At 54.7% G+C, this 13,485-nt stretch carries 10 protein-coding genes; 9 read left to right on the top strand and 1 reads right to left on the bottom strand.

Features of this window, described 5'->3' with window-relative positions; translation table 11 throughout:
* Nucleotides 1-6: 6 nt before the first annotated feature.
* The 9 genes from lpxB to dnaE all read left to right on the top strand — a co-directional run bounded on the left by lpxB (nt 7) and on the right by dnaE (nt 12,660).
* Nucleotides 7-1,149 carry a lipid-A-disaccharide synthase gene (gene lpxB / locus KIH26_RS02630; protein ID WP_213442154.1) on the top strand — a complete coding sequence of 381 codons (1,143 nt, stop codon included), beginning with the start codon at nt 7-9 and terminating at the stop codon, nt 1,147-1,149.
* Complete coding sequence (gene rnhB, locus KIH26_RS02635; protein WP_213442155.1) at nt 1,133-1,852, top strand: ribonuclease HII; 720 nt, start codon at nt 1,133-1,135, stop codon at nt 1,850-1,852. Before lpxB ends, rnhB begins: the two co-directional genes overlap by 17 nt.
* On the top strand, nt 1,849-2,676 hold the full coding sequence (locus KIH26_RS02640; protein WP_213442156.1) for a TrmH family RNA methyltransferase: 828 nt from the start codon (nt 1,849-1,851) through the stop codon (nt 2,674-2,676). The genes rnhB and KIH26_RS02640 overlap by 4 nt, the downstream gene beginning before the upstream one ends.
* Nucleotides 2,677-2,882: 206 nt before the next feature.
* Entirely contained in the window at nt 2,883-4,076 is a 1,194-nt protein-coding gene (gene carA, locus KIH26_RS02645; protein ID WP_213442158.1) for a glutamine-hydrolyzing carbamoyl-phosphate synthase small subunit, read from the top strand.
* Nucleotides 4,069-4,698, top strand: a complete 630-nt coding sequence (locus tag KIH26_RS02650; protein WP_213442160.1) for an ORF6N domain-containing protein — start codon at nt 4,069-4,071, stop codon at nt 4,696-4,698. Before carA ends, KIH26_RS02650 begins: the two co-directional genes overlap by 8 nt.
* Entirely contained in the window at nt 4,695-5,123 is a 429-nt protein-coding gene (locus KIH26_RS02655; protein WP_213442162.1) for a hypothetical protein, read from the top strand. The genes KIH26_RS02650 and KIH26_RS02655 overlap by 4 nt, the downstream gene beginning before the upstream one ends.
* A gap of 6 nt (nt 5,124-5,129) precedes the next feature.
* The gene (gene carB, locus KIH26_RS02660) at nt 5,130-8,417 is read left to right on the top strand and encodes a carbamoyl-phosphate synthase large subunit (protein ID WP_213442164.1); all 3,288 of its coding nucleotides are present in this window, start codon (nt 5,130-5,132) and stop codon (nt 8,415-8,417) included.
* A gap of 115 nt (nt 8,418-8,532) precedes the next feature.
* A complete protein-coding gene (gene greA / locus KIH26_RS02665) occupies nt 8,533-9,009 on the top strand; it encodes a transcription elongation factor GreA (RefSeq protein ID WP_213442166.1) in 477 nt (158 codons plus the stop codon).
* A gap of 135 nt (nt 9,010-9,144) precedes the next feature.
* A complete protein-coding gene (gene dnaE / locus KIH26_RS02670) occupies nt 9,145-12,660 on the top strand; it encodes a DNA polymerase III subunit alpha (protein WP_249660918.1) in 3,516 nt (1,171 codons plus the stop codon).
* Here dnaE and KIH26_RS02675 read toward each other — a convergent pair.
* Nucleotides 12,657-13,478 carry an HAD family hydrolase gene (locus tag KIH26_RS02675; protein ID WP_213442170.1) on the bottom strand — a complete coding sequence of 274 codons (822 nt, stop codon included), beginning with the start codon at nt 13,476-13,478 and terminating at the stop codon, nt 12,657-12,659. The genes dnaE and KIH26_RS02675 overlap by 4 nt on opposite strands.
* Nucleotides 13,479-13,485: the final 7 nt, after the last annotated feature.

Here is a 13,485-nt window from a genome sequence, read left to right on the forward strand (position 1 = left end):
CCCATCATGCGTATTGCCTTAGTTGCCGGTGAAGCTTCAGGCGATCTGCTGGGTGGTTTGCTTCTGGATGGATTGAAAGCGCGCTGGCCCGAAGCACAATTCGTAGGCATTGGCGGTCCACAAATGCAAAAGCGCGGTATGCAGGCTTGGTGGCCTAGCGAGAAGCTGGCGGTGCGCGGGTATATCGAAGTTTTGAAGCATTATCGTGGCTTGCTGAAAATCCGCAATGAACTCAAGGTGCGTTTGATCGCAGACAAGCCAGATATCTTCATCGGTATTGATGCTCCCGATTTCAATCTCGATCTTGAGCGCGATCTCAAAGCGGCTGGCATCCGCACGGCGCATTTTGTGAGCCCGAGCATCTGGGCTTGGCGGCCTGAGCGCATTGAGAAAGTGCGCACGGCGGTGGATCATGTGCTGTGCATTTTTCCTTTTGAGAAAAAGCTTTATGACGAGGCGGGCATTGCGGCCAGCTACGTTGGCCATCCGCTTGCGCCCGTGATTCCAATGCTGCCCGATAAAAGCGCCGCGCGCGAAAAACTGGGTTTGAAGATGGAAGATACTGTTGTCGCACTGCTACCTGGCAGCCGTGCAGATGAAATTAAGTATTTGATTTCAAGGTATTTTGAGGCAATTGCCGGCATAAAGACTGCGCGGAGTGCTATTAAATTTATAGCTCCTTGTGTGCCTTCTCTCAAGCCAGCGATTGAAGCTGCAGCGCGTGTGGCAGGTGTTCAAAATGATGTGCAGTTGCTCGATGGTCAATCGCATACTGCGTTGGCTGCATGCGATGTGGCGCTTGTGGCTAGCGGTACCGCTACGCTAGAAGCCGCACTCTTCAAGCGCCCAATGGTGATTGCCTACAACATGCATGCCTTAAGCTGGATCATCATGCGTCGAAAAAAGATCCAGCCTTGGGTGGGTTTGCCCAATATCCTGTGTGGCGAATTCGTCGTGCCTGAGCTGCTGCAAGAAGACGCTACACCGCAAGCTTTGGCGCAGGCAGTTCTTAAGTGGCTCGGTTCTCCTGAGAAAATACAGGCCTTGGAGCAGCGCTTCACCACGCTGCATCATGAGCTGCTACGCGATACGCCCAAGCTCGCAGCCCAAGCCATTGAATCTGTCCTATCTCATGCCACGCCCACTTAAACAATCACCCCAGCCTGAGCTTTTGGCCTTGCCGCCTGTGCCTAAGCTGCGCAAGCGCCGCTCCGATGCCAAGCCTATTCGCAAAAAGAAACTGGCTGTGGTGCAGACAGAGTTTGTCTGGGATGCTGCGGGTTTGATGGCGGGGGTGGACGAAGCTGGACGCGGGCCGCTCGCTGGCAATGTGGTGGCTGCAGCTGTGATCTTGGATGATGCTAACCCCATCGCCGGGCTGAACGATTCAAAAAAACTCACGGCTCTGCGTCGTGAAAAGCTGTTTATCGAAATTCAAGCGAAGGCGTTGTGCGTGAGCATCGGCGAAGCGAGTGTGGAAGAAATTGATCAGCTCAATATTCTGCAAGCCACGATGCTGGCGATGCAGCGCGCTGTGAATGGTTTGCGCTTGAAACCGGCGAAGGTGTTGATCGATGGCAACCGTATCCCCAAGCTGGATGTGTTGGCCGAGGCGATTGTGGGTGGCGATGCCAAAGTCAAGGCGATTTCCGCAGCGTCTATCATCGCCAAAGTCACTCGGGATCGGCAGTGCGATGAGTTGCATGCTCTGTATCCGCAATACGGCTTTGCCAATCACAAAGGATACGGCACTGCGGAGCATTTGGCAGCTCTCAAAAAGCATGGTGCTACGCCAGAGCATCGTAAAAGCTATGCGCCAGTTGCGCAGGCCATTCATCAGAGCGCCGCATGACCAGCAAAACTGAAGTCATCACTTCCCGAGACAACCCGCTCGTGAAAGAGCTGCGCAAGTTGGCGCAGGACGGCGCGGCTTATCGCAAAACTGGCAGAGTCTGGATCGAGGGCGAGCATTTATGCGATGCGGCCCAGGCGCGCGGCAGACAAGCAGACATTGCTGTGATTTCAGATCAAAAACAGCATCTCGCCCGCATGGAATGTGCGCAGAGTGCTGCTAAATTAGTAGTGATTGCCGAAGCGCTCATGCGCGAGATCAGTGGCTTGGAGTCTCCGGCTGCCATGGGTTTGGTGCTGAGCTTGCCCCAAGATATGCCAATTGAAGCCACAGCGCGCAGTGTGATTTTGGATCGCTTGCAAGACCCCGGCAACGCAGGCAGCATCTTGCGCAGCGCGGCAGCCTTTGGCTACAAGCAGATCATCGCGCTGAAAAGCACGGTAGCACTCTGGAGCCCGAAAGTGCTGCGCGCGGGCATGGGAGCGCATTTTTCACTGCGGATTGTGGAGGCTGCGTCGATTGATCAGTTGAAAGATTTCAAGCTTCCTCTGGCAGTGACGAGCAGCCACAGAGGGGAATTCCTGCATGAACTGCAGGCGCAGGCGTCACTATCAAAAGGTGAGCACTCTGCGCAGGATGCAAGCCGGCAATTGGCCGATTTTGCTTATATTTTTGGCCATGAAGGGCAGGGTGTGATTGATGAGTTGGAAGCGCTTGCACAGGCGCATGTGCGTATCGCGCAGCCGGGTGGGCAGGAGTCGCTCAATGTGGCGGCAGCCGCGGCGATTTGCTTGCATGCGAGTGCTGCAGCCAGAGTCAGCTAAGAGCCAATCAAGCAGAATATGCATTTTTTGCATACCTCTTTCGGCTACAATCTTGCAAATCTTCATTCACCCACGTACTGCTTAGCGCACACCAGCATTTCCCCTCAAGAGCACCGTCTTCACCCCGCTTGGTTGCACCGCAAATTCAAGCATCTTGGGTGGACATGCGGCACTGAGCGTACGCATATCCTTATCGGAGCTACCCAGTGCTTTCCTCCTTGAAGGGAAAACATCCCCACGCCCTCCTAGCGCTCGCAGACGGCTCCATCTTCATCGGCGAATCCATTGGCGCTTCCGGCCAAACCGTCGGCGAAGTGGTGTTCAACACCTCGATGACGGGCTACCAAGAAATCTTGACCGACCCCAGCTACTGCCAGCAAATCGTCACGCTCACCTATCCGCACATCGGCAACTACGGCATCAACGCCGAAGATGTCGAATCACGCAAAGTGTTTGCCGCTGGCCTCATTATCAAAGATCTGCCTCTGCTCGAATCCAACTTCCGCAGCACGCAAACCTTGTCGCAATACCTCGTTGCTGAGAACTGCGTGGCCATTGCCAGCATCGACACCCGCAAACTCACCCGCATGCTGCGCACCAAGGGCGCGCAAAACGGCTGTATCGTGGCATTGAAAGCCGGCGAAGAAGTCTCGCAAGCCGTGATCGACAAAGCTGTGGCTTCGGCCAAAGCCGTGCCTTCCATGGCTGGTTTGGATTTGGCCAAAGTCGTGAGCGTGAGTGAGAAATATTCCTTCACAGAAACCGAATGGAAATTAGGCTCAGGCTACGGCGAGCAAACCAACCCCAAATTCCACGAAGGATCGGGGACAACATTTCATGTTGTGGCCTTCGACTACGGCGTAAAGAAAAACATCCTGCGCATGTTGGCTGAGCGCGGCTGCAAAGTCACCGTCGTGCCAGCTCAAACGAGTGCCAAAGACGTGCTCGCCATGAAGCCCAGCGGCGTGTTCCTCTCCAATGGCCCTGGCGACCCAGAGCCTTGTGACTACGCCATCGCCGCCACCTGCGAGATCATCGAAGCCGGCGTGCCCACCTTCGGCATCTGCCTCGGGCACCAAATCATGGCCTTGGCCAGCGGCGCCAAAACCTTCAAAATGAAATTCGGCCACCACGGTGCGAACCATCCGGTGAAAGACCTAGACAACGGCCGCGTCAGCATCACCAGCCAAAACCACGGCTTTGCGGTGGATGAAAAAACGCTACCTGCAAATCTGCGTCCCACGCACATCAGCTTGTTCGACAACACACTCCAAGGCTTAGCTAGAACAGACAAACCCGCCTTCTGCTTCCAAGGTCATCCTGAAGCATCCCCCGGGCCGCATGATATTTCCTATCTGTTTGACCGCTTCATCGATTTGATGGAGAAGGGCAATGGCTAGTCGCATACTGAAGCCTCAGGTGACATCGCAAAGCGCGATAGTCGTCGGCATCAGTTCAGTCATCGAATCACAGGTGCTCGTGGTTCGTGGGCAAAGGGTTTTGCTGGCTCAGCAGTTGGCTTCACTCTATGGCGTGGAGACCAAGGCTCTTAATCAAGCTGTCCATCGTAATCTGGATCGGTTTCCTGCTGATTTCATGTTTCGACTAGAGCGCGACGATTTGGCCGCTTTAAGGTCACAAACTGTGACCTTAAACGCGCAAGCCATTGATTCCAAAGAGGTTTTGAGTTCGTTGGGTTTGGCAACAGAGCGCGGCGCGAATGCCAAATATTTGCCCTATGCCTTCACAGAGCAAGGCGTTGCCATGCTCTCAAGCGTGCTGAAAAGCGAGCGTGCCATTGCCGTGAATATTGAAATCATGCGCACCTTCGTCAAGCTGCGAGGCATGCTTTCTGAGCATGTGGATTTGAAGCGTAAGCTCAATCAACTGGAAAAGAAATACGACGACAACTTCCGTGTCGTCTTTGAAGCGATTCATGAACTGATGGAATCTCCCAAGCCAAGCTCATACAGCGGCTCGAAGATTGGATTCATCAAAGACAAGCAAAAAAACAAGTCATGAAGAATGTATCCAGAATCAAGCGCTTGCGCTGGTGGCTGCTAGGCGGATTTTTGCTGGCGAGCTATCCAACAGTCGTCTTAGCCTATACGTGGAGTCACGTGCTCAGCAGTGATTTGCCTGGAGGCCGGCATGGCCCACTTGACGCCTATCGCCACACGCTGGCGAGCGCTTTCGTTGGCTGCACCTTAGGCTCGCAAGCTGTTGAGCTTGTCACGCAAGTGATGGAGAGCAGCAGTAAACGCTCATCCATCATGGATCGCCACAACAACAGACTCGGGGCACGAATTGGTGCAGCTTGTGACTCGATATCAAACATTGAGCCCAAGGTCGCAGCATCGATTGCTCAAGGTCAAATCAACGCAACGCATCCAAATCAAAGCACATGGTTGCCGCCAGAAGATTGGCGGCAGGGAAAACTCTGGTAAACGAATATGCCAAAACGCCAAGACATTAAAAGTATCCTCATCATCGGCGCGGGTCCGATCATCATTGGTCAGGCTTGTGAGTTTGATTACTCCGGCGTGCAGGCCTGCAAGGCTTTGCGCGAAGAGGGTTACAAGGTGATTTTGATCAACAGCAACCCTGCAACGATCATGACTGATCCTGCCACGGCTGATGTGACCTACATCGAGCCGATCACTTGGCAGACGGTTGAGAAGATCATCGCCAAAGAAAAGCCCGATGCGATTTTGCCGACCATGGGTGGGCAGACGGCACTGAATTGTGCTTTGGATTTATGGCACAACGGTGTGCTCGACAAATACAAAGGCGCAGCGACTGGCAAACCTGTGGAGCTGATCGGCGCCAGCCCGCAAGCGATTGACAAGGCCGAAGACCGTTTGAAATTCAAAGACGCGATGACCAAGATTGGCTTGGGTTCTGCGCGCTCAGGCATTGCGCATTCGATGGATGATGCTTGGGCCGTGCAAAAAACGCTGGGCTTCCCCACCGTGATCCGCCCCAGCTTCACACTCGGCGGCACAGGCGGCGGCATTGCTTACAACGCCGAAGAATTCGAGACGATTTGCAAGCGCGGCTTGGAAGCCTCGCCCACCAACGAGCTGCTGATTGAAGAGTCGCTCCTCGGCTGGAAAGAGTATGAGATGGAAGTGGTGCGCGACAAGGCGGACAACTGCATCATCGTTTGCTCGATTGAAAATTTGGATCCGATGGGCGTACACACGGGTGACTCGATCACCGTGGCTCCTGCGCAAACGCTGACCGACAAGGAATATCAAATCCTGCGCAATGCGTCTCTCGCCGTGCTGCGCGAGATTGGTGTGGATACGGGCGGCTCGAATGTGCAGTTCTCCATCAACCCGAAAGACGGGCGCATGGTGGTGATTGAGATGAATCCGCGCGTGTCGCGTTCATCGGCGCTCGCTTCTAAAGCGACGGGTTTTCCGATTGCCAAGGTAGCAGCGAAGCTCGCCTGCGGCTACACACTCGATGAGCTGCGCAACGAAATCACCGGCGGTGCAACGCCTGCGAGCTTTGAGCCCAGCATTGATTACGTCGTCACGAAAATCCCTCGCTTCGCCTTTGAGAAATTCAAAGATGCCGATGACCGCCTCACCACGCAAATGAAATCTGTGGGCGAAGTGATGGCCATGGGGCGCACCTTTCAAGAAAGCTTCCAAAAAGCCCTGCGCGGCTTGGAAGTGGGCGTGGATGGCATGAACGAAAAAACGCAAGACCGCGAAATCCTCGAGCGCGAGCTGGGCACGCCCGGCCCCGAGCGCATTTGGTATGTGGGCGATGCGTTTGCCAGCGGCTGGTCGCTCGATGAGGTGTACGACATCACGAAGATCGACAAATGGTTCCTCGTGCAAATCGAAGAGATCGTGAAGATTGAGCTGGAGCTGGATCAACACACGATTGCAAACGGCGACAAGGCCTTGGCCGCAATTACCAAGCAAGAGCTGCTGAGCCTCAAGAAAAAAGGCTTCTCAGACCGCCGCTTGGCCAAACTGCTCAAGACGACTGATGCCGCTGTTCGTACGGCCCGCCGAACGCTTGGCGTTCGTCCTGTATTTAAGCGCGTAGACACCTGCGCCGCAGAATTCGCCACCAACACGGCCTACATGTATTCCACCTACGACGAGGAATGCGAAGCCGAGCCAACCACCAAGAAAAAAATCATGGTGCTTGGCGGCGGGCCCAATCGCATCGGCCAAGGCATTGAGTTTGATTACTGCTGCGTCCACGCCGCGCTCGCCATGCGCGAAGACGGCTACGAGACCATCATGGTCAACTGCAATCCTGAAACGGTTTCGACCGACTACGACACATCAGACCGTTTGTATTTCGAGCCACTCACGCTTGAAGACGTGCTCGAAATCGTAGACAAAGAAAAGCCAACTGGCGTGATCGTGCAATACGGCGGCCAAACGCCCTTGAAGCTCGCACTCGGCTTGGAGCGTGAAGGCGTGCCCATCATCGGCACCACGCCCGACATGATCGACGCAGCCGAAGACCGCGAGCGCTTCTCTGCCTTGCTGCACAAGCTGGGCTTGAAGCAGCCACCGAACGCCACTGCGCGCACCGAGCCAGAAGCGCTTGAGAAAGCGCAGAGCTTGGGCTACCCGCTCGTCGTGCGCCCCAGCTATGTGCTCGGCGGCCGCGCAATGGAGATCGTGCATGAGCAGCGCGATTTGGAGCGCTACATGAAAGAGGCGGTGAAGGTCTCTAACGATTCCCCTGTCTTGCTAGACCGCTTCCTCAATGACGCGATTGAGTGCGATGTGGATTGCCTGCGCGATCCTGAAGGCGTCACCTTCATTGGCGGCGTGATGGAGCACATCGAGCAAGCCGGTGTGCACAGCGGCGATTCAGCCTGCTCGTTGCCGCCGTATTCACTCGCTAAAGAGACGATTGAAGAACTCAAGCGCCAAACACGTGAGATGGCTGCAGGTCTGTCCGTCGTCGGATTGATGAATGTGCAGTTCGCCATCCAACATCGTGATGGCAAAGATGTCATCTATGTGCTCGAAGTGAACCCGCGCGCCAGCCGCACCGTGCCTTATGTTTCCAAAGCCACGGGTATTCAGCTCGCCAAAGTCGCAGCGCGTTGCATGGCTGGGCAATCGCTCGCCTCGCAAGGCATCACCAAAGAAGTCACGCCGCCGTATTTCAGCGTGAAAGAAGCCGTGTTCCCCTTCGTGAAATTCCCCGGTGTAGATACCATCCTCGGCCCCGAGATGAAATCCACGGGCGAGGTGATGGGCGTGGGCAAGACTTTCGGCGAAGCTTTCGTCAAGAGCCAGCTCGGCGCAGGCACTTCTTTGCCGCGTCCGACAAAGAAAGACGGCAGCAAGAATGGCAAAGTCTTCCTCACCGTGAAGAACAACGACAAAGCGCGCGCCGTGCAAGTAGCCAAAGAGCTGGCCAGCATGGGCTTCGATCTGATCGCGACCAAAGGCACAGCCGCCTCCATCGCAGAAGCGGGCATCGCCGTGCAAACCGTCAACAAAGTCGCCGAAGGCCGTCCTCACATTGTGGACATGATCAAAAACAACGAAATTTGTTTGGTGATCAACACCGTCGAAGAGCGCCGCAACGCCATCACCGACAGCCGCGCGATCCGAACCTCGTCTCTGCTTGCACGCGTGACAACTTTCACCACCATCGCAGGTGCAGAAGCTGCTGTGGAAGGTATGAAATACATGGACAAGCTAGGGGTGATTTCCGTGCAGGAAATGCATGCTGCCCTTGCGTAAGCCTGCTTGAGTGGCCAAGCCACCTGCGCTAAAATTCATCAATCCCAAGCAAAAACCGCTGGCCTCCAAGCCAGCGGTTTGCTTTTTGTAGAGACATTTCACGAGATTTGCAAACATGGCTACTTTTCCAATGACCCGGCGCGGTGCAGAAAAACTCAAAGTTGAGTTACACGACCTCAAGACCGTACAGCGCCCTTGGGTGATCAATGCGATTGCTGAGGCGCGTGCGCAGGGCGACTTGAGCGAGAACGCGGACTACGACGCGGCCAAAGATCGCCAAGGCTTTATCGAAGGCCGCATTCAGGAGATTGAAGGCAAGCTCTCAGCTGCGCAGATCATTGATCCAGCCGATGTGGATGCCGGTGGACGCGTGGTGTTTGGTGCGACTGTGGAGCTTGAAGATGAAGACACAGGCACAAAGGTCAAATACCAAATCGTGGGCGAAGATGAGGCGGATTTGAAGCAAGGCCTGATCAATGTCTCTTCCCCAATTGCGCGCGCCATGATCGGCAAGGAAGAGGGCGATACGGTGGTGGTGCAAACGCCGAGTGGCGAAAAGCATTATGAAGTGATTGATGTGCAATATATTTGAAGAGAAATTACATATTGCCGGCATAGATACTGCGCAAGCAGCTACTAAAAAGATAGTGAAAAAGAAATCCGTTACGGTATGCGCCGTAGCGGATTTTTTTGCTTTTCTAACCTCTAAAATGACTAAATGACCAGCATGCCATCTTCCTTCGTTCACCTGCGTTTGCATTCCGAATTTTCTGTGGTGGATGGTACGGTGCGCATCGATGAGGCGGCCAAAACTGCAGCTGGTTTTGCACAAGGCGCGCTGGCGATCACAGATTTCAACAATCTGTTTGGGGCGGTGAAGTTTTATAAAGAAGGCCGCGGCAAGGGCGTGAAGCCGATCATTGGCGCGGAGTTGCTGCTGGATATGGGCGGTGCGGAAGCTGCGAAAGATGCAGTGAAGGAGCCTGTCACTTCCCGTATCGTGCTACTTGTACAAAACAAAACAGGCTACTTGAATCTATGCGAACTGATCTCGCGCGGCTGGACGCAGAACGCGATTCGTGCGAATGCAGTGACTAAGCTCGCTTGGTTGCAAGAGCTATCTGAAGGCTTGATCTTGCTCTCTGGCGCGCAGGCGGGGCCACTCGGCGCAGCGCTCTTGCAAGGCGATCAAACCAAAGCTGGGGAGCTCGCGCTGCAGCTCGCCACGATGTTCCCACACCGCTTCTATATCGAGCTACAGCGTGCAGGCCGCGCCGATGATGAAGCGCATGTGGCAGCTGCCGTGCAGCTCGCCGCGCGCGTGAAGCTGCCCGTGGTGGCCACACATCCTGTGCAGTTTTTGAAAGCTGAAGATTACGAAGCGCATGAAGCTCGTATCTGTATTTCTGAAGGCGAGATTTTGGGCAATGCGCGGCGCGTGCGCAAGTTCACGCGGGAGCAGTATTTCAAATCGAGCGATGAGATGGCGCAACTCTTTGCCGATGTGCCGAGTGCCTCGGCGAATACGCTGGAAATTGCCAAGCGCTGCAGCCTCACGCTGGAGCTCGGTAAATCCAAGCTGCCGCATTTCCCCACACCTCCTGTGAATGGGAAACAGCTCTCGCCAGAAGACTATTTCCGCCATGCTTCGCACGAAGGCTTGAAAGAGCGGATGCTGATGCTCTACCCCGATGCGGCAGAGCGCGAGAAGCAGATGCCTGAATATCTCGCGCGGCTCGAATTTGAAATCGGCACGATTTTGAAGATGGGTTTTCCGGGCTACTTCCTGATCGTGGGTGATTTCATTCAGTGGGCCAAAGCAAATGGTTGCCCCGTGGGGCCAGGGCGTGGATCAGGCGCGGGCTCGCTTGTGGCTTATGCGCTCAAGATCACCGATCTGGATCCGCTGCAATACAAACTGCTGTTTGAGCGCTTTTTGAATCCTGAGCGCGTTTCCATGCCCGACTTTGATATTGACTTTTGCCAAGCCAATCGGGATCGTGTGATTGATTATGTGAAGGCCAAATACGGCAAGGAGGCGGTGAGCCAGATCGCGACTTTCGGCACCATGGCGGCACGCGCGGCGGTGCGCGATGTGGGCCGCGTGATGGACATGAGCTACACCTTTTGCGATGGCATCAGCAAGCTCATCCCGAATAAGCCGGGGCAACACATCACGCTTGATGGTGCTTTGAAAGCCGAACCCGTTTTCCAAGAGCGCTACGACCGCGAAGAAGAGGTGCGCACACTGGTGGATATGGCGCAAAAGCTCGAGGGCATGACACGCAATGTGGGCATGCACGCGGGTGGCGTATTGATCGCGCCCGGCAAGCTCACCGATTTTTGCCCGCTGTATCAGCAGCCTGGCTCGGATTCAGCCGTGAGCCAGTATGACAAAGACGATGTGGAGGCCGTGGGCCTCGTGAAGTTTGACTTCTTGGGCCTGGCCACACTCACGATTTTGGAGCTGGCTAAAGACTTCATCGTGCAGCGCCATCCAGGGCAGAAAGATTTTTCGTTTGAAGCGATTCCGCTCAATGATGCGCATACCTACAAGCTGTTTGCCGATGGAAAAACGGAAGCCGTGTTCCAGTTTGAAAGTCGCGGTATGCAGGGCATGCTACGCGATGCCAAGCCGACTCGGCTTGAGGATTTGATTGCACTCAACGCTTTGTATCGCCCCGGCCCGATGGATCTGATCCCTAGCTTCGTGGCGCGCAAGCATGGGCGCGAGGAGATTGAATATCCGCATCCGCTCGTGGCCGAAATGCTGAGCGAGACCTACGGCATCATGGTCTATCAAGAGCAGGTGATGCAAACGGCGCAGATCCTGGGCGGCTATTCGCTTGGCGGTGCGGATTTGCTGCGCCGCGCGATGGGTAAGAAGAAAGCCGAGGAGATGGCTCAGCACCGCGAAATTTTCCGCGCAGGTGCGGCGAAAAACGATATTCCTGAAGCCAAGGCCGATGAGATTTTCGATTTGATGGAGAAGTTTGCGGGCTACGGTTTCAACAAATCGCACGCTGCCGCTTATTCTTTGCTCGCGTATCACACCGGCTGGCTCAAGCGCCACTTCACCGCTGAATTCTTCTGCGCCAATATGACGATTGAGATGGACAACACAGACAAGCTGAAAATGCTGTTTGAAGACGCCACCAATCATTTTGGCCTCACGTTTGAGCCGCCCGATGTGAATCGCGGCTTGTATCGCTTTGAGCCAGTGAGCGATAAAGTCATTCGCTATGGCTTGGGCGCTGTCAAGGGCACGGGGCAGCAAGCTGTCGAAGCGATTATCCGCGCGAGGGAAGAGGGCGGCTTGTTCACCAGTCTGTTTGACTTCTGTGCCCGCGTAGAGCGCAGCAAGATCAATAAGCGTACTGTGGAAGCGCTGATCAAAGCGGGCGCATTTGACAGCCTGCATCTCAATCGCGCCGCACTGTTAGCTTCAGTCGACCTTGCGATGGATTTTGCCGAGACGCTAGAAGCCAATGCGAATCAAGGCGGTTTGTTCGACATGATGGATTCCCACGCTGCGAGCACGCAAGAGCCGCCACTCGTGGAGGCCATGCCTTGGGGAGTGAAAGAGCGCTTGTCGCTAGAGAAAACAGCCGTGGGCTTTTTCCTCTCAGGTCATTTGTTTGATGAAAGCGAAAGAGAGGTTCGCCAGTTTGTGAAGCTCAAAGTCGATGATCTGATGGAATCGCGCGAGCCGCGCACCATTTGCGGCATTGTGAGCGACATGCGTGTGATCAACGGACAGCGCGGCAAGCTCGCGATCTTCAAGATTGACGATAAATCTGGCGTGATCGAAGCGACTGCCGATGAGAATTTGATCAATGCCAATAAGCTGACCCTCAAAGACGATGAGCTGCTGATCTTTGAAGGCAAGGTGCAGCCTGATCGTTTCTCCGGCGGCTTGCGCATGCAGGTCAACCGCATTTGGGATTTGGCCGCGGCGCGCGCCAAGTTTGGCCGCTATCTCAAAGTGGCGGTAAATGGCAAAGCGCCTGATCTGGATCGCATGGTGCGAGAGTTTCCACCGAAGAAAGAAGAAACTGAGCAGGGCACTTTGTTGCGCGGCTTGCCAGTGCGCTATGCCGTATGGCGAGAAGGCGACGGCTTAAATGCCTGCGCAGAAATTGAGCTAGGCGAGCGCGCTAAATTCTTCCCTTCAGACGCAGCTCTGGCCAGCTGGATCGCGCAAGCGCATGCAGGCGATGCGCAGATTGTTTACAACTCTTAGGCTTTCAATAAAGCAGCTACTTCCGCAAAGCCCGCGCCACGTTCGCCTTGCGTGATGTAGCGTGGCAAAGCTTTAAGCTCATTGAAGAAGCGGGCAAGGTTTGCGACACCGATACTGTTGTCAAACGCCTCAAACATCAACTGATCATTGGTTGAATCACCCACATACACCCAACGATCCATCTCCTGCGCCAGATCGCGGTCATAGAGCTCGCGAACGACCCAATGCGCGCCTTGGAGCTTGTTATGTGAGCCGATCCAGCCGTTGATGTGGATAGAGCTGACAGTGGCTTGCAGGCCTTCGCTTTGCATGATCTCGACGACTTGTGAAATCTTGCTGGGCGAAAGATGAGTGAACTCGCTGTGATCAATGGCGATATCCGTCTCGCGGCCTAAGCTGTCTGTACTGCGTTGTGCACCATGTACTTCACGCTCAATGCGGGTCAGCACCTGCTGCAAATGCGTGTAGTTATGTTCCCGCGTTATCGCATCTGATTGATATGATTTTGATAGCACTCCGCGCAGATTCTTTGCCGGCGAAAGGCTATTTTTGTATAAAAAATCACCTTTGAAGAGTGCTACAGAGCCATTTTCTGCAACGATGCAATCTACAGGCCATTCGAGTGCAAAGGCTTCGCTCCAACCGACAGGTCTTCCTGTTATGGCGATGACATGAAGCCCTGCCGCATTTAAGTCATGGAGAGCTTGCAGTGCATCTGGCGTGATCGCGCCATCGGTAGTGAGTGTGTCGTCGATGTCAGTGAACACACCGATGATCTGACGGCGACACTCAACAGACCACTCACGCAGAGACTTCAACGTGCTT

The sequence above is a fragment of the Variovorax sp. PCZ-1 genome (assembly GCF_018413605.1).
Classification (GTDB): Bacteria; Pseudomonadota; Gammaproteobacteria; order Burkholderiales; family Burkholderiaceae_C; genus JANMDU01.